The sequence below is a fragment of the Pseudomonas sp. Sample_24 genome (genome assembly GCF_004307605.1).
GTDB lineage: Bacteria > Pseudomonadota > Gammaproteobacteria > Pseudomonadales > Pseudomonadaceae > Aquipseudomonas.
This window is the reverse complement of record NZ_RCNW01000312.1, coordinates 1-22,295: the sequence shown is the minus strand read 5'-3', so window position 1 is coordinate 22,295 and position 22,295 is coordinate 1. Positions and strand designations below refer to the sequence as shown.

The following is a 22,295-nucleotide window of genomic DNA, read 5'->3' as shown; positions in this document are numbered from 1 at the left end:
ACACCTTCCTGGTTCAGCGTGTTGATCTCGTTGATGTCGACGTTGATCGATTCAACCACGGCGGTCTGCTCTTCGGTCGCCGTGGCGACGGACTGGTTCATGCCGTCGATTTCGCCGATGCGCTGGGTCACGCTACCCAGCCGCTCACCGGCCTGGTTGGCGATGCCGACGCTGCTTTCGCTCTGGCGCTGACTGTCGGTCATGATGCCCACGGCCGCGCGGGCGCCGACTTGCAGTTCTTCGATCATGGTCTGCACCTGCTGCGCGGAATCCTGGGTGCGATGGGCCAGGTTGCGCACTTCGTCGGCGACCACTGCGAAACCGCGCCCGGCCTCACCGGCCCGCGCTGCTTCGATGGCCGCGTTAAGCGCCAGCAGGTTGGTCTGCTGGGAGATGCTGGTGATCACTTCCAGAATCTGTCCGATGTTGACCGTATTGCTGTTGAGCGTCTCGATATTGCCGCACGAATCGCTGATCTTCGCCGAGAGCTGCTGCATCGCCGCAATGGTTTTATCCACCACCTGCTGGCCGTCTTCGGCCAGGCTGCGGGCATCGCTCGAATGCTGCGAGGCGAGGGCAGCGTTCTGGGCGATTTCCTGGGCAGCGGCACCAAGCTGATTGATCGCCGCGGCCACGCTGCTGGTGCGCGAGGCTTGCTGGTCGGAGTTGTACATCGAAGAGTTGGAGGCTGCGACGACGCGCAGGGCAACTTCGTTGACCTGACCGGTGGCCGAGGACACTTCGATGATAGAGGTATGAATGCGCTCGACGAAACGGTTGAACGACAGCCCCAGCGCACCGAATTCGTCGTGGCCATGAATGGTCAGGCGTTTGGTCAAGTCACCTTCGCCTTCGGCGATGTCGTGCATGGCGCGGCCCATGGTCAGCAGCGGTTGCATCAGCAGGCTGATCAGCATGCCCAGCAATGCAATGATGATCACCACCGCAATCACCATGGCAATGATGGCCGAGGTGCGGAATTCGCTAAGCATCGAGAACGCGGTGTCCTGGTCGAGCACCAGTGCCACGTACCAATCGGCCGACGGCACCCCGTTGACGTGAGTAAACGAGATGAACTGGCGCTTGCCATCGATCTCGACCTCTTTCATGCCGGGGCTGACCTTTGGCGCACCGTTGGGGTAAGCCTCGGTCAGGTTCTTGAGTACCAGCTTGCTGTCCGGGTGGATCAGGATCTTGCCGTCAGCGCCGACGATGAAGGCATGTCCGTGACCGCCGAAGTTCAGCGAGTTGATGATCGCACTGACGCTGGACAGGTCGATATCGGCGCCGGCCACGCCGATCATCTGGCCTTGGCGCTGTACCGGCGTTGCAACGGTAATCACCAGTTTGCCGGACGAAGCGGCGATGTACGGTTCGGTGACGATGGTCTGTTGCGCACTGTTGGCAGCCTTGTACCAGCCACGGGCCCGTGGGTCGTAATCAGCTGCGCGGTTGCCTGCCGGAACCGAGAACATCACACCGTCGGCACCACCGAAGTAACTCAGCTGGAAATTACCAGTGTAGGCGGGCAGGTCGATGATGCGTTTCAGGCTGGCCGGGGCATTGCCATCGGCAGTGACTTGCTGGGCCATCGATTGCAGCAACTGCATGCGGCTTTCCAGCCAGGTCTGGATGTTGCTGGTGGTCAGGCTGCCGAGTTCCTGCATCGATGCTTCGGTGCTGCTGCGCAAGGTCTGCCGTTGGCGATAGTCGTTGAACAGGATGAAACAAGCGAATGCGACGGCCACCACGAGGGCGGCAGCCAACAAGATCTTGTGGCTGAACTTCATGTTTCGGGTCATTGGATGAGCTACCGCAGGGAATCTGGTCAACAAAGGAGGGGCAATGGCCACAGGCGTGGCTTTGCGTTGCATTTGTGTCGACTGGGCGGCGCCAAAGATTAGGCGAATGTGCGCAAAACCGACGAAATACTCGATCGCCATGCAAAGTGGCTGATTTGCCGGGTAGAGGCAGACGAGCGGCCCAACAAATAGCCGGTCGCTCAGGGAACCAGATTAGGGTTTTCTCTTCTAAGGTTCAGTTTGGCATTCATGCCATTCCCCACCGCCTCTGGAGTTCACATGTCGCTGCGATCCATCGCCCTGCTTTCGTTCTGCGTGTTGTTGGCTGCGTGCAGCAAAGTCAATCAGGAAAACTACTCGAAGCTCTCGGCCGGCATGGCCAAGGCCGAAGTTGAAACCCTGTTGGGCAAACCCGCCGATTGCTCCGGCGCACTCGGCATGTCCAGTTGCACATGGGGCGACAAGAACAGCTTTATCAGCGTGCAATTCGCCGGTGACAAAGTGTTGATGTTTTCCGGCCAAGGCCTGAAGTAAACCGGGGCGAAGTGCCCACGGGAGAAAAACAATGAAGCGGTTATTGATGATGCTTTTTGCCGGCCTGGTATTGGCCGGTTGTGCCACTTCTGGCCAGGATCCGTTGGCGCCCAAGACAGCCAACAGCGTCAACCTCAAGCGTTACCAGGGCACCTGGTACGAGTTGGCCCGTCTGCCGATGTATTTCCAGCGCGATTGCGCGCAATCCGAAGCCCATTACACGCTGTTGCCCGATGGCAACGTCGCGGTGCTGAACCGCTGCCTGACGGCGCAGTGGCAATGGGAAGAGGTCAAGGGCACGGCTTATCCACAGGTGCCGGGTAAAACCGACAAGTTGTGGGTCGAGTTCGATACCTGGTTTTCGAGGCTGATTCCGGGTGTGGCGAAGGGCGAATACTGGGTGCTGTATGTCAGCGATGACTACAAGACAGCCATTGTCGGCGACCCAAGCCGTCGCTATTTGTGGCTCCTGTCACGCACACCGACCGTGAACGGTGTGGTGCGTGAAGAACTGCTGAGCAAGGCACGCCAGCAGGGCTACGACACCACGCGACTGATCTGGCGAGCGTCGGATACGCAGATGGCCAAGACCTCGAACTGATCACTGCGCTACTGATCATTCCCACGCAGAGCGTGGGAACGATCAGCGGGGGGTTAACCCAACAAATCGCGCAGGACTTGGGTGAATGCCCGGTTGCTTTCCTCTTCGCCCGCATGCCGCCCGTCACGCACAACCCACTGGCCATTGACCAGCACATCCCGCACCTGCCGATCGCCACCGGCAAACAACCAGCGATTCAAGATCCCGTCGCCACTGGCCGTTGCCAGATACGGGTCGTTGCCGTCCAGCACCAGCCAATCCGCACGCTTGCCCACCTCCAGCGCACCAATCGGTTGACCCAGCGCCTGCGCGCCGCCATCGAGCGCCGCATCGAACAGCGTGCGCCCCACCATCGGTTGCTTGGCGCCATACAAGCGGTTGCGCCGCTGGTCGCGCAGACGTTGGCCATATTCCAGCCAACGCAATTCTTCCACCACGCTCAGCGATACATGACTGTCGGAACCGATACCCATGCGGCCGCCCTGGGCGAGGAAGTCCACTGCCGGGAAGATCCCGTCGCCCAGGTTGGCCTCGGTGGTCAGGCACAGACCGGCAATGGCCCGGCTCTTGGCCATCGACGAGACTTCTTCGGGATTGACGTGGGTGGCGTGAACCAGGCACCAGCGCTGATCGACGTCGACATGCTCATAAAGCCATTGCACCGGACGTCGACCGCTCCAGCTCAGGCAATCGTCGACTTCCTTCTGTTGTTCGGCGATGTGGATGTGCACCGGGCTGTGCTGGTCGCTGGCCGCCAGCACTTCGCTGATCTGCTGTGGCGTGACCGCACGTAGCGAGTGGAAGCACAAACCGAGTGTCTGCGCCTTTTGCTGCGCCAGTATGGGCTGCAATCGCGACTGCAGCTTGAGGTAGTTTTCAGTGCTGTTGATGAAACGGCGCTGACCTTCATTGGGTGTCTGACCGCCGAAACCAGCATGGCTGTAGAGCACCGGCAGCAGGGTCAAACCAATTCCCGCCGAACTGGCCGCCTGGCTGATGCGCTGGGCCAGCTCGGCAGGGTCGGCATAAGGCTGGCCACTGGTGTCGTGGTGTACGTAATGAAATTCCGCCACCGATGTGTAGCCGGCCTTGAGCATCTCGATGTACAGCTGACGGGCGATGACCCCGAGTTGCTCCGGGCTGATTTTTCCGACGAGGCGGTACATCAAGTCGCGCCAGGTCCAGAAACTGTCGTTCGGATTACCCGCCACTTCCGCCAGCCCGGCCATGGCCCGCTGGAAGGCGTGAGAGTGCAGATTCGGCATGCCGGGCAGCAGCGGACCGCTCAACCGTTCGGCGCCATCTGCATGGGAATTGGCCTGGATATGGGTCAATACGCCGTCGGCGCTGACCTCAAGACGTACATTGTTGGCCCATCCACTAGGCAGCAGCGCGCGTTCGGCAAAGAAGGCGGACATGGTTCAGCACCCCATCGTGTGTTATTTGTATATACATATACAGACGTTTGCCTGCCCGGTAAACTCCGGCAAGCTAGCGATATTCACTAAACGACCAAGGATTAACCGTGCCGACTCCGCCTCCAGTCTCTCCGTTGGCCGCGAACATGGGCGACAGTCCGGCGCCCTTGTACGCCCGCGTCAAACAAATGATCACCCAGCAAATCGACAGTGGAAACTGGCCGCCGCACTATCGCGTGCCGTCGGAAAGCGAGCTGGTCAGCCAGCTGGGTTTCAGCCGCATGACCATCAATCGCGCCTTGCGCGAGATGACCGCCGACGGTCTGCTGGTGCGTATGCAAGGCGTGGGTACGTTCGTCGCCGAACCTAAAAGCCAGTCCGCGCTGTTTGAAGTGCACAACATCGCCGACGAAATCGCCTCTCGCGGTCATCGCCACACCTGCAAGGTCATCACGCTTGAAGAAGAGGCTGCCGGTTCCGAGCGCGCCCTGGCCCTGGACATGCGTGAAGGGCAGAAGGTGTTCCACTCGCTGATCGTGCATTTCGAAAACGATATTCCGGTGCAAATCGAAGACCGTTTCGTCAACGCACTGGTGGCCCCGGACTACCTCAAGCAGGACTTCACCCTGCAAACGCCTTATGCCTATCTGAATCAGGTCGCGCCGCTGACTGAAGGCGAACACGTGGTCGAGGCGATCCTGGCCGAGCCGTCCGAATGCAAATTGCTGCAGATTGAAAAGGGCGAGCCGTGCCTGCTGATCCGTCGCCGCACCTGGTCCGGCCGTCAGCCGGTGACCGCTGCCCGTTTGATCCACCCCGGTTCCCGTCATCGTCTGGAAGGTCGGTTCCATAAATGAGCAGTCCGAAAGTTTTACGCGCAGTCGATTACCCGCGCATGCCGTGGAAAAACGGCGGCGGCAGCACCGAAGAAATTACCCGTGATGCCGGCACCGGTCTGGACGGGTTTGGCTGGCGCCTGTCGATTGCCGACATTGGCGAATCAGGCGGGTTTTCCACCTTCGCCGGTTATGAGCGAATCATCACCGTGTTGCAGGGTGACGGCATGACCTTATCGGTTGACGGTCAGCACACGCGGTCGTTGTTGCCGCTGGACCCGTTTGCCTTCAGCGGAGAGAGCAAGGTTTCCTGCACATTGCTCGGTGGGCCGATTCGCGATTTCAACCTGATCTACGCACCGCAGCGTTATGGCGCACGGTTGCAGTGGTTGAGTGGTGAGCAGCGGTTTTTCAGCGAGGCGGGCACGGTGTTGGTGTTCAGCATCAGCGAAGCACTGGAAGTGAAGGTCGGTAACAGCGCTTCGCAACTGGATCGGCATGATTGCCTGCAACTGGACGGTAACACCGGCCTGCTGGAAATCTCCGTCAACGGCCCATGTTGCGTGATCGAACTGACCACACGCTGATTCCCCGGCCAATGAGCCTCTCTGTGGCGAGGGAGCTTGCTCCCGCTTGGCTGCGTAGCAGTCGTCAATTCAACTAGTCGGGTACATCTGACCGATCTCGATTGAATCGTTACTGATCGTTCCCATGCTCTGCGTGGGAACGCATCCGGTGACGCTCCGCGTCACAGTCGCAAGAAGCGGACGCGGAGCGTCCATGACGGCGTTACCACGCAGAGCGTGGGAACGATCATCTGATTCGAAACTGCGCACCAACTTGTTACCTAACGCCCCAGCGTGGCGCAAAACCACGCTCAAGTAACAAGCCCTCTCTCCTGCCACAAAGCCCTGCGAAAAATTTCATCTTCCTCAGACCCCTTGATCTACAGGCTTTCCAGGCCGATTCAGGATTTTTCTTGAACACACATCCAGCAAGTTGGCCGCTTGATTGCATATGCTTGTATGTACAAGTAAAGACGTATGCGTATGAGTCACGGAGACTCAACCGTCGTCCACTGATTCGCCGGTGTGCACTGATGCTCATCGGCTTGCTCGCCCACTGCCTGGGTTGGTTTTGGATTGATTGCTGAGGAGTTCTGTTCGTGACTAAATTTCGTGACGTTGAAATCCGCGCTGCCCGCGGTAACACGCTGACCGCCAAGAGCTGGCTGACCGAAGCGCCGCTGCGCATGCTGATGAACAACCTCGACCCGGAAGTCGCCGAGAACCCGAAAGAACTGGTGGTTTACGGTGGCATCGGTCGTGCGGCACGTAACTGGGAATGCTACGACAAGATCGTCGAAAGCCTGACCAATCTGAATGACGACGAGACCCTGCTGGTGCAATCCGGCAAGCCGGTCGGCGTGTTCAAGACTCACGCCAATGCCCCACGCGTGCTGATCGCCAACTCCAACCTCGTGCCGCACTGGGCGAGCTGGGAACACTTCAACGAACTCGACGCCAAAGGCCTGGCCATGTACGGCCAGATGACCGCCGGCAGCTGGATCTACATCGGCAGCCAGGGCATCGTTCAGGGCACATACGAAACCTTCGTCGAAGCCGGTCGCCAACACTACAACGATGACCTGAAAGGCAAGTGGGTACTGACCGCTGGCCTGGGTGGCATGGGGGGCGCCCAGCCTCTGGCTGCAACCCTGGCCGGTGCTTGCTCGCTGAACATCGAATGCCAGCAGGTCAGCATCGATTTCCGCCTGAAAAGCCGTTATGTCGACGAGCAAGCCACTGACCTCGACGACGCACTGGCCCGCATCGCCAAGTACACCGCCGAAGGCAAGGCAATCTCCATCGCGCTGCTGGGCAACGCGGCGGAAATCCTGCCGGAACTGGTCAAGCGTGGCGTGCGTCCGGACATGGTCACCGACCAGACCAGCGCCCACGACCCGCTCAACGGCTACCTGCCGGCCGGCTGGACCTGGGATCAATACCGTGAGCGCGCCAAGACCGAGCCTGCCGCTGTAATCAAAGCCGCCAAGCAATCGATGGCCGTACACGTCAAGGCGATGCTGGACTTCCAGAAAATGGGCGTGCCGACCTTCGACTATGGCAACAACATCCGTCAGATGGCGCAGGAAGAAGGCGTGGAAAACGCATTCGACTTCCCGGGCTTCGTACCGGCCTACATCCGTCCGCTGTTCTGCCGCGGCATCGGCCCGTTCCGCTGGGCTGCGCTGTCGGGCAACGCTGAAGACATCTACAAGACCGACGCCAAAGTAAAAGAACTGATCCCGGACGACGCTCACCTGCACAACTGGCTGGACATGGCCCGCGAGCGCATCAGCTTCCAGGGGCTCCCAGCGCGTATCTGCTGGGTTGGCCTGGGCCTGCGCGCCAAGCTCGGTCTGGCGTTCAACGAAATGGTGCGCAGCGGCGAGCTGTCGGCACCGATCGTGATCGGTCGCGACCACCTGGACTCCGGTTCGGTCGCCAGCCCGAACCGCGAAACCGAATCGATGCAGGACGGCTCCGACGCCGTGTCCGACTGGCCGCTGCTCAACGCCTTGCTCAACACCGCGAGCGGCGCGACCTGGGTTTCGCTGCACCACGGCGGCGGCGTCGGCATGGGCTTCTCCCAGCATTCGGGCATGGTGATTGTCTGCGACGGTACTGATGAAGCGGCCGAGCGTATCGCACGCGTGCTGCACAACGACCCGGCCACTGGCGTCATGCGTCACGCCGATGCCGGTTACCAGATCGCCATCGATTGCGCCAAGGAACAAGGGCTGAACCTGCCGATGATTACCGGCAAGTAACGCTTGCCCGTAGGAGCAAAGCTTGCTCGCGATGAACGATAACGTGGTGCATCAGATACACCGCCATCGCGAGCAAGCTCAGCTCCTACAGGGACCGAATGAATTCCAATAACAATCCACAGAGGTTGAACCATGGCTGTTAACAGCGAACGTGCAGGCAGCAAACCGTTGATCGAGAAACGTTCGATCGACTACATCCCGGAAGCGGAAAGACACGGTCGTCTGTTCAGCCAGTTCACCCTGTGGATGGGGGCCAACCTGCAAATCACCGCGATTGTTACCGGAGCCTTGGCCGTGGTGCTGGGCGGTGACGTGTTCTGGTCGTTGATCGGGCTGTTGATCGGTCAAGTGCTCGGTGGCGGCGTGATGGCGCTGCATGCCGCGCAAGGTCCGAAGCTTGGCTTGCCGCAGATGATCTCGAGCCGGGTACAGTTCGGGGTCTACGGTGCGGCCATCCCGATCGTGCTGGTGTGCCTGATGTACCTGGGGTTCACCGCAACGGGAACCGTGTTATCCGGCCAGGCGCTGGGCCAGTTGTTTGGGGTCAGCGACACCGTCGGTATTCTCATCTTCGCCAGTGTCATCGTGCTGGTCACGGTGCTCGGTTATCGGGTGATCCATTGGATCGGTCGAGTCGCCAGTGTCATTGGCGTGATTGCCTTTGTTTATCTGTTCAGCCGTCTGGTGAGCCAGGTTGACGTTGGCGCCCTGTTGCAAATCCGCCACTTCAGCTGGAGCAGCTTCTTGCTCGCGGTGTCGCTCGCGGCGTCCTGGCAAATCGCCTTCGGCCCCTACGTGGCTGACTATTCGCGCTACCTGCCGAGCAAGGTTTCCTCGGTGAAAACCTTTTTTGCCGCCGGTGCGGGTTCGGTCATTGGTGCCCAGGTGGCAATGGTTCTCGGCGTATTTGCCGCGGCTTCGGCCAACGGCCAATTCGCCGGTCACGAAGTGGCCTACATCGTGGGGCTGGGCGGTACCGGTGCCACCGCTGCGCTGCTGTACTTCAGCATCGCGTTCGGCAAGGTCACCATTTCCACACTGAACTCCTACGGCAGCTTCATGTGCATCGCGACCATCATCAGCGGTTTCCGTGGCGAACTGAAGGTCACGCGCCTGCAGCGTCTGGTCTTCGTACTGGCCATCGTCGGTGCCGCGACCCTGATGGCGTTGCTCGGCCAGCACTCGTTCCTCGGTGCGTTCAAGTCCTTCATCCTGTTCCTGCTGGCGTTCTTCACGCCATGGAGCGCGATCAATCTGGTGGACTACTACTGCATCACCCGCGAGCGCTACGACGTGCCGGCGCTGGCCGATCCGAACGGGCGCTACGGCCGTTGGAACGCCCTCGGTATCAGCGTCTATGTTTTCGGTGTGCTGGTGCAGTTGCCGTTCATCGCCACCAAGTTCTACACCGGCCCACTGGTGGCCGCTCTGGGTGATGTGGATATTTCCTGGATCATCGGTCTGGTGCTGCCCGCAGCCGTGTATTACGTGTGTGCGAAAAAGTGGCATGGCAGCGTACCCGATCACCTGATTCTGCCGGTCGAGCAGGACAGCGTTGTACAAACCAAAACAATCGGGGCCGGTCGCGCTGCGGCGCAGGCCTGACTGGACGTGGACAGGGCTGGATGCCTCTTGACTGCCGTAAGCCCATTCATGATTAGGAGCGTCACAACAATGAAATCGAACAAGACCCTGCTGACCGCATTGCTTTCCATGGGCCTGCTGGCCAGCGCTGGCGCCACTCAGGCGGCGGGTTGGTGCGAGTCGGGCAAACCGGTGAAATTCGCCGGCCTGAACTGGGAAAGCGCCATGCTCCTGACCGACGTGATGCAAGTCGTGCTGGAGAAAGGCTACGACTGCAAGACCGACAGCCTGCCGGGCAACTCCATCACCATGGAAAACGCCCTGAGCAGCAACGACATTCAGGTGTTTGCCGAAGAGTGGGTTGGCCGTAGCGAGGTCTGGAACAAAGCCGAGAAGGCCGGCAAAGTCGTGGGTGTCGGCGCGCCGGTGGTCGGTGCGGTCGAAGGCTGGTACGTGCCGCGCTACGTGATCGAAGGCGACGCCAAGCGCAAGCTCGAAGCCAAGGCGCCGGAGCTGAAGAACATTGCCGATCTGGCCAAGTACTCGGCAGTGTTCAAGGACGCCGAAGAGCCATCCAAGGGCCGTTTCTACAACTGCCCGGCTGGCTGGACCTGTGAGCTCGACAACAGTGAGATGCTGAAAAGCTACGGCCTGGAAAGCAGCTACACCAACTTCCGCCCGGGCACTGGCCCGGCGCTGGATGCCGCCGTGCTGTCGAGCTACAAGCGTGGCGAGCCGATCCTGTTCTACTACTGGTCGCCGACCCCGCTGATGGGCCAGGTGGACGTGGTCAAACTGGAAGAAAAGCCGGGCGTGGACAAGACCGTGACCATCAAGGTCGGCCTGTCCAAGACCTTCCACGACGAAGCCCCGGAATTGGTGGCCGTGCTGGAAAAGGTCAACCTGCCGATCGACCTGCTGAACCAGAACCTGGGGCGCATGAGCAAGGAGCGCATCGAGTCGCCAAAACTGGCGAAGATCTTCCTGAAGGAACATCCTGAAGTCTGGCACGCATGGGTGAGCGAAGACGCTGCCAAGAAAATCGACGCGGCCTTGTAGGTCGAGTGTCTCCGGCTGCCGGCGACGGCAGTCGGAAACTTGATCGCAACCCCTTGATTGAGAGTCTCTTATGTTTCCCGAAAGCTTTACCTTTTCCATCGCCGACTGGGTCAACGGTTGGGTCGATTCGCTGGTGACCAACTACGGCGACGTGTTCCGCAGCATCTCCGATACGCTGCTGTGGGCCATCGTCAATCTCGAAGGCCTGCTGCGTGCCGCGCCATGGTGGCTGATGCTGGCGATCGTCGCGGGCGTTGCCTGGCATGCGACCCGTAAAGTCGTGACCACTGCCGTCATTGTCGGCCTGCTGTTCCTGGTGGGCGCGGTCGGCCTCTGGGACAAACTGATGCAGACCCTGGCGCTGATGATGGTGGCGACGGTCATATCGGTGCTGATCGGCATTCCGCTGGGCATCCTGTCGGCGCGCAGCAATCGCCTGCGTTCGGTACTGATGCCGCTGCTGGACATCATGCAGACGATGCCGAGCTTCGTGTACTTGATCCCGGTATTGATGCTGTTCGGTCTGGGCAAGGTCCCGGCGATTTTCGCCACGGTGATCTACGCCGCGCCGCCGCTGATCCGCCTGACTGACCTGGGCATTCGCCAGGTCGACGGCGAAGTGATGGAAGCGATCAATGCCTTCGGCGCCAACCGCTGGCAGCAACTGTTCGGCGTGCAACTGCCGCTGGCCCTGCCGAGCATCATGGCGGGTATCAACCAGACAACCATGATGGCCCTGTCGATGGTGGTGATCGCCTCGATGATCGGTGCCCGTGGTTTGGGTGAAGACGTGCTGGTGGGGATTCAGACCCTCAACGTCGGACGTGGCCTTGAAGCCGGTCTGGCGATCGTGATTCTGGCTGTGGTGATCGACCGCATTACACAGGCGTACGGTCGCGCACGGCATGAGGTGAGCAAATGAACAACGCAACCGTGAGCAAGATCGAAGTCAAAAACGTCTTCAAGATTTTCGGCAACCGTTCCAAAGACGCGCTGGCCATGGTCGGCCAGGGCAAGACCAAAGAACAGGTGCTGGCCGAAACCGGCTGCGTGGTCGGGGTCAACGATCTGTCCTTGAGCATCGGCAGCGGCGAGATTTTCGTGATCATGGGCTTGTCGGGCTCCGGCAAGTCGACGCTGGTACGCCACTTCAATCGCCTGATCGACCCGACCAGCGGTGCGATCCTGGTGGACGGTGTGGACATCCTGCAATACGACATGGAAGCCCTGCGCGAATTTCGCCGGCGCAAGATCAGCATGGTGTTCCAGAGCTTCGGCCTGTTGCCGCACAAGAGCGTGCTGGACAACGTTGCCTACGGCCTGAAAGTCCGTGGCGAAAGCAAAGCCCTGTGCAACGAACGCGCGCTGCACTGGATCAACACCGTGGGCCTCAAGGGCTACGAAAACAAATACCCGCACCAGCTCTCGGGTGGCATGCGTCAGCGCGTGGGCCTGGCCCGTGCATTGGCGGCCGACACCGACATCATCCTGATGGACGAAGCCTTCAGTGCTCTCGATCCGCTGATCCGCGCCGAGATGCAGGACCAGTTGCTGGAACTGCAAAAGACCCTGCACAAGACCATCGTCTTCATCACCCACGACCTCGACGAGGCCGTACGCATCGGCAATCGCATCGCGATCCTCAAGGACGGCCGCCTGATCCAGGTCGGCACGCCGAAAGAGATCCTGCATTCGCCGGCGGATGAATATGTCGACCGGTTCGTGCAGCGGCGGGCTGCGGTGGTCTAAAAACTGGCGGTGTCTGTACCGGCCCCATCGCTGGCAAGCCAGCTCCCACAGTGTTCTGGTGTGTGAACACAATAGGGGCAATATGACCCGTCCCTGTGGGAGCTGGCTTGCCAGCGATGAGGCCGGTGAAGTTGCATCAATATTCAGGTTGTAAGCACGAGGTTGAAGATGTCCCAGGCTGAAAAAATCGTTATCGCCGACGCGCCGTTGCGTTGGCAGGATGTGGTTGCCGTAGCCCGCCATGGCGCACAGTTCGAGCTGTCGGCGCAGGTGTGGGACCGCATCGAAAACGCCCAGGCGATCGTCCAGCGCATCGTCGCCAGCGGCGAGCGCGCCTACGGCGTGAACACCGGCCTGGGCGCCTTGTGCAACGTCTCGCTCAAAGACGAACAACTCAGCCAACTCTCGCGCAACACCTTGCTCAGCCATGCCTGTGGCGTTGGCGCACCGCTGGCCGACGAGCAGACGCGCGCAATCATCTGCGCTGCCATCCGCAATTACAGCCAGGGAAAATCCGGCATTCACCGCCGGGTCGTCGAAGCGCTGCTGGCGCTGCTCAATCGCGGTATCACCCCACAAGTGCCCTCTCAGGGCTCGGTTGGCTACCTGACCCACATGGCGCACATCGGCATTGCGCTGCTGGGCGTCGGCAACGTCAGCTATCGCGGGCAAATCGTGCCGGCGCAGCAGGCGCTGGCGCAAGAAGGCCTGCAACCGGTCCAGCTCGGTGCCAAGGACGGTCTGTGCCTGGTCAACGGCACCCCGTGCATGACCGGCCTCAGCAGCCTGGCAATTGCCGACGCCACGCGTCTGTTGCAGTGGGCCGACGTAATCAGTGCCATGAGCTTCGAAGCCCAGCGTGGCCAGATCGCCGCATTCGATGCCGAGATCATTGCGCTCAAGCCGCACCCGGGCATGCAACAGGTCGGCATCAACCTGCGCGCGCTGCTCGATGGCAGTGAAGTGATCGCCCAGAGCAAAGGCATTCGCACCCAGGATGCCTTGAGCATCCGCTCGATTCCCCAAGTGCATGGCGCCGCTCGCGATCAACTCGAGCATGCGATCAAACAGATTGAAATCGAACTCAACGGCTGCACCGATAACCCGCTGCTGTTGGGTACGCCGGACAACTTCCGCGTCATGTCCCAAGCCAACCCGCACGGCCAGTCCGTGGCGCTGGCGGCGGATCTGCTGGCCATCGCCATGGCGGAAATCGGCTCCATCGCCGAGCGTCGCCTGGATCGTTTGATCAACCCGCACGTCAGTGGTCTGCCGGCGTTTCTGGTGGCCAATCCGGGGGTGAACTCCGGAATGATGATCGTGCAATACGTCGCCGCTTCGCTGTGTGCGGAAAACCGCCAACTGGCGCAACCCGCAGTGCTGGACAACTACGTGACCTCGGGCCTGCAGGAAGATCACCTGAGCCTGGGCACCAACGCCGCGCTGAAACTGCATCGCGCGCTGGAAAACTGCACGCAGATCCTCGCCATCGAGTACCTGTTGGCGGCCCAGGCATTCGAATTCCTCAAGGAACAACGCTTCGGCGCTGGTACCGATGCCGCCTGGCGTCTGCTGCGTGAACGTGTGCCAGCCTACGATCAGGATCGTTGGCTGGCGCCGGACATTGCCGCCGCTGCTGCTGTACTGAAAGAACCGAATTTGTTGCACAAGGCTTTACCGAACCTCAACTGATTTCAACATAAGCCAGCGTGCCAAGGCGCCAGCCCCCCAAAAGGTGGGAAGCGACGGACAACGGACATCTCCGGAGCGTCTGGTTAGTTAATAAAAACTCTCAAAAGGAGAATGAATGTGACTGCGCTTAATTTGATCCCTGGCCAACTGACGCTCGCTCAACTGCGTGATGTCTATCAGCAACCGGTGAAACTGACCCTCGACAACAGCGCATCAAGGCAGATCGAAGCCAGTGTTGCCTGCGTGGAGCAGATCCTCGCCGAAAACCGCACGGCCTACGGCATCAACACCGGTTTCGGCCTGCTGGCTTCGACCCGAATCGCCAGTGAAGACCTGGAAAACCTCCAGCGTTCGCTGGTGTTGTCGCACGCCGCGGGTGTCGGCCAGCCGATCAGCGACGATCTGGTCCGACTGATCATGGTGCTCAAGGTCAACAGCCTCAGCCGTGGTTTCTCCGGCATCCGCCGGGTGGTGATCGACGCGCTGATCGCGCTGATCAACGCCGAGGTTTACCCGCACATTCCATTGAAAGGTTCGGTCGGTGCATCCGGTGACCTGGCGCCATTGGCCCACATGTCGCTGGTGCTGCTGGGCGAAGGCAAGGCGCGCTACAAGGGCGAGTGGATGGAAGCCACCGAAGCGCTGAAAGTCGCCGGCTTGACCCCGCTGACCCTGGCGGCGAAAGAAGGTTTGGCACTGCTCAATGGCACCCAAGTGTCCACTGCGTTTGCCTTGCGTGGCCTGTTCGAGGGTGAAGACCTGTTCGCCGGTGCCCTGGCGCTGGGCGGCCTGACCGTTGAGGCGGTATTGGGCTCGCGCTCGCCGTTCGACGCACGCATCCACGCGGCCCGTGGCCAGAAAGGCCAGATCGACGCCGCCGCCGCGTATCGCGACCTGCTGGGTGAGCGCAGCGAAGTCTCCGATTCCCATGAAAACTGCGAGAAGGTTCAGGATCCGTACTCCCTGCGTTGCCAGCCACAAGTCATGGGCGCCTGCTTGACCCAATTCCGTCAGGCGGCCGAAGTGCTGGCCGTCGAAGCCAACGCTGTGTCGGACAACCCGCTGGTATTCGCTGCTGAAGGCGACGTGATTTCCGGTGGCAACTTCCACGCCGAGCCGGTGGCGATGGCCGCCGACAACATGGCTTTGGCCATTGCGGAAATCGGCTCCCTGAGCGAGCGCCGTATCTCGCTGATGATGGACAAGCACATGTCGCAATTGCCGCCGTTCCTGGTGGCCAACGGTGGTGTGAACTCCGGTTTCATGATCGCCCAGGTGACGGCCGCGGCACTGGCCAGCGAAAACAAGGCGCTGTCCCATCCACACTCGGTGGACAGCCTGCCGACGTCCGCCAACCAGGAAGACCACGTGTCCATGGCCCCGGCAGCCGGCAAGCGTTTGTGGGAAATGGCCGAGAACACTCGCGGGATTCTCGCGGTTGAATGGCTGGCAGCGGTTCAGGGTCTGGATCTGCGCAATGGTCTGAAGACCTCGCCGAAGCTGGAGCAGGCTCGGGCGATTCTGCGCAAGGAAGTGCCGTTTTATGAGAAGGACCGGTTCTTTGCACCGGATATCAATGCGGCGACCGAGTTGTTGGCTTCGCGTTGCCTGAGCGAATTGGTGTCGGCGAAATTGCTGCCTAGCCTCTAACCCCACCCACCGATCGTTCCCACGCTCTGCGTGGGAATGCAGCCCGTGACGCTCCGCGTCACTGGACGCAGAGCGTCCCTTGAGGCATTCCCACGCGGAGCATGGGAACGATCAAAGACGAGGAACTCGGGATGAAAACCCTCTGGCAACACTGCCACGTCGCAACCATGGCGCAGGGCGTTTACTCGATCATCGAGGACGCCGCCATCGTGACGTCCGGTGCACTCATCGAGTGGATCGGCCCTCGCGCCGAACTGCCGGCGGGCGAATACCCGGCGGTCAACGATTTGAAAGGGGCCTGGGTCACGCCGGGCCTGATTGACTGCCACACGCATACAGTGTTCGGCGGCAACCGCAGCGGTGAATTCGAGCAGCGGCTGCAAGGCGTCAGCTACGCGGAAATCGCCGCAGCCGGGGGTGGAATCGCCAGCACCGTGCGCGCCACCCGTGCTGCCAGCGAAGATGAACTGTTCGCCAGTGCCGCCAAGCGTCTGAAAAGCCTGATGCGTGATGGTGTCACCAGCATTGAAATCAAATCCGGCTACGGCCTGGACCTGGCCAACGAACGCAAGATGTTGCGCGTGGCCCGTCGTCTCGGTGCCGAACTGCCGGTCAGCGTGCGCAGCACCTGCCTGGCGGCGCACGCCTTGCCACCGGAATACAAGGATCGTGCTGACGACTACATCGAGCACATCTGCGCAGAAATGCTCCCGGCCCTGGCCGCCGAAGGGTTGGTGGACGCGGTGGACGCGTTCTGTGAATACCTGGCGTTCTCGCCGGCGCAGGTCGAGCGTGTTTTCATCACTGCCCGGGAATTGGGTTTACCAGTGAAACTGCACGCCGAGCAATTGTCGTCGTTGCACGGTTCGAGTCTGGCCGCGCGTTACCACGCATTGTCCGCCGATCACCTGGAATTCATGACCGAAGACGACGCCATCGCCATGGCCGAGGCCGGCACGGTCGCCGTGCTGCTGCCCGGAGCCTTTTACTTCCTGCGCGAAACCCAATTGCCGCCGATGGATGCCCTGCGCAAACACGGGGTAAAAATCGCCATCGCCAGCGACCTCAATCCGGGCACATCGCCGGGACTGTCGCTACGCCTGATGCTGAACATGGCGTGTACCTGTTTCCGCATGACCCCGGAAGAGGCCCTGGCCGGCGCGACCCTTCATGCCGCCACTGCCTTGGGCATGGCCGACACCCACGGCTCACTGGAGGCCGGCAAGGTCGCGGATTTTGTCGCCTGGCAAATCGATCGTCCGGCCGACCTGTGTTACTGGCTGGGCGGCGACCTGGAAAAACGCGTCGTGCGTCACGGCGTCGAAACGAGTCTGTAGGAGAGCAGTTGTGGATAAGGTTCTGAACTTCAAACAAGGCCGCGTACCGCTGCTGATCAGCATGCCCCACGCCGGTGTTCGCCTGACGCCTGCAGTCGAAGCCGGGCTGATACCCGACGCGAAAAGCCTGCCGGACACCGACTGGCACATCCCGCAGCTTTACGATTTCGCCGCCGAGCTGGGTGCCAGCACCCTGGCCGCCGAGTATTCGCGTTTCGTCATCGACCTCAACCGGCCGTCCGACGACAAACCTTTATACGTCGGCGCTACCACCGGCCTGTATCCGGCGACGCTGTTCGATGGCATTCCATTGTTCCGTGAGGGCATGGAACCTTCGAAAGAGGAGCGTGCGACGTATCTGCAGCAGATCTGGACGCCATATCACAGCACCTTGCAAACCGAGCTGGCGCGCCTCAAAGCCGAGTTCGGTTACGCGCTGCTGTTCGATGCACATTCGATCCGCTCGATCATCCCGCACCTGTTCGACGGCAAGTTGTCGGACTTCAACCTCGGTACTTTCAACGGCGCCAGTTGTGACCCGCAATTGGCCGCTCAGCTGGAAGCCATCTGCGCGCGCCACGGCGACTACAGCCATGTGCTTAACGGTCGCTTCAAGGGCGGTCACATCACCCGACACTACGGTAATCCAGCCGAAAACATCCATGCCGTGCAACTGGAGTTGGGCCAGTGCACATACATGGAAGAATTCGAGCCGTTCCGCTATCGAGCGGATCTGGCAGAGCCGACGCGGATGGTGTTGAAGGAACTGCTGCAAGGCTTGCTCGCATGGGGCGAGCAACACTACCGGTGACTGATCGTTCCCACGCTCCGCGTGGGAATCCCTCCCTGGCCGTATTACCACGCAAAGCGTGGGAACGATTGATCGAGACAGTCGCCTCCGTGCAAATCTCGGTCGCCACAGTTCGCTTTTAGCGCTCGTCTGCTGCGTAATGTTTCGACCACGGTGCACAAAGACACCGGCCCGACAATAATCCGCTGCCGCACGAGATCATCCTGATGAAAAGACTGTTTACCCGCTGTCTCTCAATCTTCTGCGGTACCGCGCTGTTGAGTGCCGGCGCCATGGCGGCGGACGACACCTCCTGCAAAACCGTGCGCATGGGCGTGGTCAACTGGACGGACGTGATCGCCACCAGCGGCATGGCCGACGTGTTGCTCAATGGTCTTGGTTACGAAAGCAAGCAGACCAGCGCCGTGCAGCAAATCATTTTCGCCGGGATTCGCGACAAGCGCCTGGACATCTTCCTCGGTTACTGGAAACCGGCGATGGATAAAAACATCGCGCCGTTCCTGGCCGCCAATCAAGTCAAGGTCATGGACAAACCAAGCCTGGCCGATGCCCAGGCCACGCTCGCCGTTCCTGACTACGTTGCCGCAGCGGGCCTGAAAACTTTCGCCGACATTGCCAGGTTCAAGGATCAGCTTGGTGGCAAGATCTACGGCATCGAACCGGGCAGCGGCGCCAACACCACGATCAAGACCATGATCGAAACCAATCACTTTGGTCTCAAGGACTTCAAGCTGATCGAATCCGGTGAGGCCGGTATGCTCGCCGCCGTTCAGCGTGCGGTGAATCGCAAGGAGTTCGTGGTCTTCGTCGGCTGGACTCCGCACCCGATGAACATCAACATGAACATCACCTACCTGACCGGCAGCGAAGACGTCTACGGCCCGAACGAAGGCGCCGCGACCGTTTCGACCGTGACCGCTCCCGATTACGCCCAGCGTTGCCCGAACGTCAATCGCCTGCTGGAAAACCTGACCTTCACCGCCGCCCAGGAAAGCCAGTTGATGGTGCCGATCATGGAGCGCCAGACGCCCCAAGACGTCGCCAGAAAATGGCTGCGCGAGCACCCGGAAGATCTTGAGCGCTGGCTGGCCGGTGTCAACAGTTTCGATGGCAAGGACGGCGTAGCCACGGTTCAGGCCAGCCTGAAAAACTGATGACGACCTATCCTTTATCAGAACAGCTTTCGGCGTTCGTCGACAAAACCCTGAGTTTCAACAGCACCGAAAGCAGCCTGAGCGGATTGCGTCAGGCCTACAGCGAGATGTGTCGGGCATTCACGCCGCCGCGTCCGGCAGGGTTGTACGTGGTCGATTTCGAATTGGCGGGGGTTGCCGTTCGTTCGTATCAGCCGCCGGTTTCACCTTCTGCTGCTGGCATGCCGTGCATCGTCTACCTGCATGGCGGCGGCTGGGTGGTGGGGGACCTGGATTCCCACGACTTCATCTGTGCCGAACTGGCCTCGACGCTTAACGTGTTGGTGATCGCTGTCGATTACCGTCTGGCGCCGGAGCATCCGTTTCCCGCGGCCTTCGACGATTGCCTGAAAGTCTGGCGCGCACTGCGCACCGGGCCGTTTCAACTGGATCGCGCTCGCACGCTGGTGGCTGGCGACAGCGCCGGCGGCAATCTCGCGGCCGCCCTGTGCCTGGCATTGCGCGATGCGGGTGAACCCTTGCCGGCGGCGCAGGTGTTGATCTATCCGGGGCTGGGTGGCGATCAACAATTGGCGTCTCGCAGTGAATGCGTCGATGCTCCGTTGCTGAGCAGCAGCGATGTCGATTGCTACCACGCGTTGTACCTGGGTGGCACAGCGAAGCCGGGTGCCTGTGCGATGCCGCTACTGGCCGGCAATTTCAGCGGCCTGCCGCCGGCATTGATTGCGGTGGCGCAGTTCGATCCGCTGCGCGATGACGGTGTGCTTTACGCCGAGCGACTGAACAGCGCCGGCGTGAGCGCGACGCTGTATTACGGCGAGGGCCTGGTTCATGGTTGTTTACGGGCGCGGGGGCAGGCTGTAGAGGTGGATGCGTTGTACGAAACGCTGCTCCGTTATCTCGCGGACAAACTCTGACCCTGCAAGGGCATGCTCATTGACGTAAATCGGGTTTATGATGCCCAACGGCAGAATAATAGAAGTCCCCCCAGGGATGACCTCGACCCCTTACGGAGCGCGCAATGCAGACTTTGTACCCACAGATCAAACCCCACGCCCGGCACGATCTGGCCGTCGACGCGACTCACACGCTGTATGTCGACGAGAGCGGTTCGCCGGAAGGTTTGCCGGTAGTGTTCATTCACGGCGGCCCCGGGGCCGGGTGTGATGCCCAGAGCCGCCGCTATTTCGATCCGAACCTGTATCGCATTGTCACTTTCGATCAACGCGGTTGCGGTCGCTCCACACCCCACGCGAGCCTGGAAAACAACACCACCTGGGATCTGGTCGCCGACCTCGAGCGCATCCGCAAACACCTGGGTATCGACAAATGGGTGCTGTTCGGTGGCTCCTGGGGCTCGACCCTGGCGCTGGCCTACGCGCAAACCCATCCAGAGCGGGTGCACGGTCTGATCCTGCGTGGGATCTTTCTCTGCCGTCCGCAGGAAATCGAGTGGTTCTATCAGGCCGGTGCCAGCCGTCTGTTCCCGGACTACTGGCAGGACTACCTGGCGCCGATTCCGCTGGACGAGCGCGACGACCTGCTCAGTGCTTTCCACAAGCGCCTGACCGGCAATGATCAGATTGCCCAGATGCATGCGGCCAAGGCCTGGTCACTCTGGGAAGGCCGGACCGCCACCCTGCGGCCGAACCCGCTGGTGGTCGACCGTTTCTCCGAGCCTCAGCGCGCGCTGTCCATTGCCCGGATCGAATGCCACTACTTCACCAACAACGCGTTCCTTGAACCGGATCAACTGATTCGCGACATGGGCAAGATTGCCCACTTGCCCGGCGTGATCGTCCATGGCCGTTATGACGTGATCTGTCCGTTGGACAACGCCTGGGAGCTGCACCAGGCCTGGCCGAACAGTGAGCTGCAAGTCATCCGCGACGCCGGGCACGCCGCTTCCGAACCGGGCATCACCGACGCTTTGGTGCGTGCCGCTGATCAGATGGCACGACGCCTGCTCGATCTGACCCCTGACGAAGCATGAAGGGCTTGCTGCAACGCGTGCGAGGCGCGCGAGTCGAGGTAGCGGGGGAAGTGGTCGGTGCAATCGAGCAGGGTTTGCTGGTGCTGGTGGCCGTCGAGCCCGACGACACGCGAGCCAGCGCCGACAAACTTCTCAATAAGCTGCTTAACTATCGGGTGTTCAGCGACGCCGAGGGCAAGATGAATCTGTCCCTGGCGGACGTGGGCGGCGGGTTGCTGCTGGTCTCGCAGTTCACCCTGGCCGCCGATACGAAGAGCGGGTTGCGCCCGAGTTTCTCGACCGCCGCCCCTCCGGCCCTGGGCGAGGAGCTTTTCGACTATCTATTGGGCAAAGCGAAACAGGTGCATGGCACTGTGGCATCAGGTAGATTCGGCGCGGATATGCAGGTGCACCTGGTCAATGATGGCCCGGTCACCTTCCTGTTACAGACCTGAAAGCGCTTGAAACATCTTTTTAAGCGCATTTCGGCTGAAAACAGGTGTTTTTCCCAATAAATACTTTGTTACCCCTGATGCGTTGTAACGCGGCCTGCTAGATAATCGCGCGCTACGGGGATCAGCGTTCGTTGGTCCATTTTGACTTAGGTAGAGACTTGTCTGGATCCGATTGGGGAATCATTTTGCCCCAGCGGAGTCGGAACAATGCTCGCCAACTTGGCAAGAGTGGTCTGCAGGACCGGTTTTCATGTACCGGATACCGTACAGACCCTTTAACTGGCCGTTGGTTTTTTGATCTGTTTTCGGCGAGGGTTGCTCGTGATTGTTAGTCCCTGTAACGCACCAAAATTGTCTGCCAAACGGTTACGTAGCGCTCTGGTAGCGGGCTCGGCACTGCTCTGCCTGTTCAGCGCCGGTCAGCTTTGGGCATTCAATCTGGATGATGTATCGGTCAAGGCAAAAGAGCTGGCCGGACAGAAGTACGAAGCGCCGCGCAGTAACCTGCCAAACGAATTCCGCGAAATGAAATTCGCGGACTATCAGAAAATTCGGTTCCTGACTGAAAAGGCCGAGTGGGCGGACCAGAAAACCCCGTTCAAGCTGTCGTTCTATCACCAGGGCATGCATTTCGACACGCCGGTGAAAATCAACGAAATCACGGCGAACACCGTCGAAGAGATCAAATACGATCCAACCCGGTTCGATTTCGGCGACCTCAAGTTTGATCCCAAAGCCACTGAGCAACTCGGTTATGCCGGTTTCCGTGTGCTGTACCCGATCAACAAGGCCGACAAGCAAGACGAAA

20 protein-coding genes are annotated in these 22,295 nt (G+C 60.4%); 18 read left to right on the top strand and 2 right to left on the bottom strand.

What is annotated here, in order from left to right; genetic code table 11:
• Positions 1-1,802: methyl-accepting chemotaxis protein (locus D8V06_RS16790; RefSeq protein ID WP_241667836.1), on the bottom strand; the 1,802-nt coding region annotated here is incomplete at its 3' end.
• Positions 1,803-2,081: 279 nt separating this feature from the next.
• Here D8V06_RS16790 and D8V06_RS16785 point away from each other — a divergent pair.
• Both D8V06_RS16785 and D8V06_RS16780 read left to right on the top strand, forming a co-directional pair.
• Positions 2,082-2,336 carry a hypothetical protein gene (locus D8V06_RS16785; protein ID WP_056725770.1) on the top strand — a complete coding sequence of 85 codons (255 nt, stop codon included), beginning with the start codon at positions 2,082-2,084 and terminating at the stop codon, positions 2,334-2,336.
• A 31-nt stretch (positions 2,337-2,367) separates the two neighbouring features.
• Complete coding sequence (locus tag D8V06_RS16780; RefSeq protein WP_056852223.1) at positions 2,368-2,937, top strand: lipocalin family protein; 570 nt, start codon at positions 2,368-2,370, stop codon at positions 2,935-2,937.
• 53 nt (positions 2,938-2,990) lie between these two features.
• On the opposite strand, the gene D8V06_RS16775 is transcribed toward D8V06_RS16780, so the two are convergent.
• Positions 2,991-4,355: a formimidoylglutamate deiminase gene (locus tag D8V06_RS16775; RefSeq protein WP_130931345.1), complete on the bottom strand. Its 1,365-nt coding sequence runs from the start codon at positions 4,353-4,355 to the stop codon at positions 2,991-2,993.
• Between the two features lie 146 nt (positions 4,356-4,501).
• On the opposite strand from D8V06_RS16775, the gene hutC reads away from it, so the two are divergent.
• The 16 genes from hutC to D8V06_RS16695 form a co-directional block, all read left to right on the top strand.
• Positions 4,502-5,212, top strand: a complete 711-nt coding sequence (gene hutC / locus D8V06_RS16770) for a histidine utilization repressor (protein WP_162135916.1) — start codon at positions 4,502-4,504, stop codon at positions 5,210-5,212.
• Positions 5,209-5,778 (top strand): HutD family protein, encoded by a 570-nt coding sequence (locus D8V06_RS16765; RefSeq protein WP_130931344.1) that lies wholly within the window; start codon positions 5,209-5,211, stop codon positions 5,776-5,778. Before hutC ends, D8V06_RS16765 begins: the two co-directional genes overlap by 4 nt.
• A gap of 578 nt (positions 5,779-6,356) precedes the next feature.
• Positions 6,357-8,024: a urocanate hydratase gene (hutU, locus tag D8V06_RS16760; protein ID WP_056852226.1), complete on the top strand. Its 1,668-nt coding sequence runs from the start codon at positions 6,357-6,359 to the stop codon at positions 8,022-8,024.
• A 132-nt stretch (positions 8,025-8,156) separates the two neighbouring features.
• Positions 8,157-9,629, top strand: a complete 1,473-nt coding sequence (locus D8V06_RS16755; protein ID WP_130931343.1) for a cytosine permease — start codon at positions 8,157-8,159, stop codon at positions 9,627-9,629.
• A gap of 69 nt (positions 9,630-9,698) precedes the next feature.
• A complete protein-coding gene (locus tag D8V06_RS16750; RefSeq protein ID WP_130931342.1) occupies positions 9,699-10,667 on the top strand; it encodes an ABC transporter substrate-binding protein in 969 nt (322 codons plus the stop codon).
• A 70-nt stretch (positions 10,668-10,737) separates the two neighbouring features.
• Complete coding sequence (locus D8V06_RS16745) at positions 10,738-11,589, top strand: proline/glycine betaine ABC transporter permease (RefSeq protein WP_008058061.1); 852 nt, start codon at positions 10,738-10,740, stop codon at positions 11,587-11,589.
• On the top strand, positions 11,586-12,416 hold the full coding sequence (locus D8V06_RS16740) for a glycine betaine/L-proline ABC transporter ATP-binding protein (RefSeq protein ID WP_056852229.1): 831 nt from the start codon (positions 11,586-11,588) through the stop codon (positions 12,414-12,416). The genes D8V06_RS16745 and D8V06_RS16740 overlap by 4 nt, the downstream gene beginning before the upstream one ends.
• A 168-nt stretch (positions 12,417-12,584) precedes the next feature.
• A complete protein-coding gene (gene hutH, locus D8V06_RS16735) occupies positions 12,585-14,108 on the top strand; it encodes a histidine ammonia-lyase (protein ID WP_130931341.1) in 1,524 nt (507 codons plus the stop codon).
• Between the two features lie 111 nt (positions 14,109-14,219).
• The gene (hutH, locus tag D8V06_RS16730) at positions 14,220-15,758 is read left to right on the top strand and encodes a histidine ammonia-lyase (protein ID WP_130903886.1); all 1,539 of its coding nucleotides are present in this window, start codon (positions 14,220-14,222) and stop codon (positions 15,756-15,758) included.
• 131 nt (positions 15,759-15,889) lie between these two features.
• The gene (gene hutI / locus D8V06_RS16725; RefSeq protein ID WP_130903887.1) at positions 15,890-17,095 is read left to right on the top strand and encodes an imidazolonepropionase; all 1,206 of its coding nucleotides are present in this window, start codon (positions 15,890-15,892) and stop codon (positions 17,093-17,095) included.
• 10 nt (positions 17,096-17,105) lie between these two features.
• Positions 17,106-17,906: an N-formylglutamate deformylase gene (gene hutG / locus D8V06_RS16720; RefSeq protein ID WP_130931340.1), complete on the top strand. Its 801-nt coding sequence runs from the start codon at positions 17,106-17,108 to the stop codon at positions 17,904-17,906.
• A 206-nt stretch (positions 17,907-18,112) separates the two neighbouring features.
• On the top strand, positions 18,113-19,060 hold the full coding sequence (locus tag D8V06_RS16715; RefSeq protein WP_130931339.1) for a choline ABC transporter substrate-binding protein: 948 nt from the start codon (positions 18,113-18,115) through the stop codon (positions 19,058-19,060).
• Positions 19,060-19,977 (top strand): alpha/beta hydrolase, encoded by a 918-nt coding sequence (locus D8V06_RS16710; RefSeq protein ID WP_130903890.1) that lies wholly within the window; start codon positions 19,060-19,062, stop codon positions 19,975-19,977. Before D8V06_RS16715 ends, D8V06_RS16710 begins: the two co-directional genes overlap by 1 nt.
• Before the next feature lie 104 nt (positions 19,978-20,081).
• The gene (gene pip, locus D8V06_RS16705) at positions 20,082-21,053 is read left to right on the top strand and encodes a prolyl aminopeptidase (RefSeq protein ID WP_056852235.1); all 972 of its coding nucleotides are present in this window, start codon (positions 20,082-20,084) and stop codon (positions 21,051-21,053) included.
• On the top strand, positions 21,050-21,487 hold the full coding sequence (gene dtd, locus D8V06_RS16700) for a D-aminoacyl-tRNA deacylase (RefSeq protein WP_130931338.1): 438 nt from the start codon (positions 21,050-21,052) through the stop codon (positions 21,485-21,487). Before pip ends, dtd begins: the two co-directional genes overlap by 4 nt.
• A 321-nt stretch (positions 21,488-21,808) precedes the next feature.
• Positions 21,809-22,295: glucan biosynthesis protein (locus D8V06_RS16695; RefSeq protein ID WP_177434442.1), on the top strand; the 487-nt coding region annotated here is incomplete at its 3' end.

Bases quoted from the DNA above. Each gene is read 5' to 3' on its own strand.
- D8V06_RS16785 (WP_056725770.1), top strand. From the start codon at position 2,082: ATGTCGCTGCGATCCATCGCCCTGCTTTCGTTCTGCGTGTTGTTGGCT.
- D8V06_RS16780 (WP_056852223.1), top strand. From the start codon at position 2,368: ATGAAGCGGTTATTGATGATGCTTTTTGCCGGCCTGGTATTGGCCGGT.
- D8V06_RS16775 (WP_130931345.1), bottom strand. From the start codon at position 4,355: ATGTCCGCCTTCTTTGCCGAACGCGCGCTGCTGCCTAGTGGATGGGCC.
- hutC (WP_162135916.1), top strand. From the start codon at position 4,502: ATGGGCGACAGTCCGGCGCCCTTGTACGCCCGCGTCAAACAAATGATC.
- D8V06_RS16765 (WP_130931344.1), top strand. From the start codon at position 5,209: ATGAGCAGTCCGAAAGTTTTACGCGCAGTCGATTACCCGCGCATGCCG.
- D8V06_RS16755 (WP_130931343.1), top strand. From the start codon at position 8,157: ATGGCTGTTAACAGCGAACGTGCAGGCAGCAAACCGTTGATCGAGAAA.
- D8V06_RS16750 (WP_130931342.1), top strand. From the start codon at position 9,699: ATGAAATCGAACAAGACCCTGCTGACCGCATTGCTTTCCATGGGCCTG.
- D8V06_RS16745 (WP_008058061.1), top strand. From the start codon at position 10,738: ATGTTTCCCGAAAGCTTTACCTTTTCCATCGCCGACTGGGTCAACGGT.
- D8V06_RS16740 (WP_056852229.1), top strand. From the start codon at position 11,586: ATGAACAACGCAACCGTGAGCAAGATCGAAGTCAAAAACGTCTTCAAG.
- hutH (WP_130931341.1), top strand. From the start codon at position 12,585: ATGTCCCAGGCTGAAAAAATCGTTATCGCCGACGCGCCGTTGCGTTGG.
- hutH (WP_130903886.1), top strand. From the start codon at position 14,220: ATGAATGTGACTGCGCTTAATTTGATCCCTGGCCAACTGACGCTCGCT.
- hutI (WP_130903887.1), top strand. From the start codon at position 15,890: ATGAAAACCCTCTGGCAACACTGCCACGTCGCAACCATGGCGCAGGGC.
- D8V06_RS16715 (WP_130931339.1), top strand. From the start codon at position 18,113: ATGAAAAGACTGTTTACCCGCTGTCTCTCAATCTTCTGCGGTACCGCG.
- D8V06_RS16710 (WP_130903890.1), top strand. From the start codon at position 19,060: ATGACGACCTATCCTTTATCAGAACAGCTTTCGGCGTTCGTCGACAAA.
- pip (WP_056852235.1), top strand. From the start codon at position 20,082: ATGCAGACTTTGTACCCACAGATCAAACCCCACGCCCGGCACGATCTG.
- dtd (WP_130931338.1), top strand. From the start codon at position 21,050: ATGAAGGGCTTGCTGCAACGCGTGCGAGGCGCGCGAGTCGAGGTAGCG.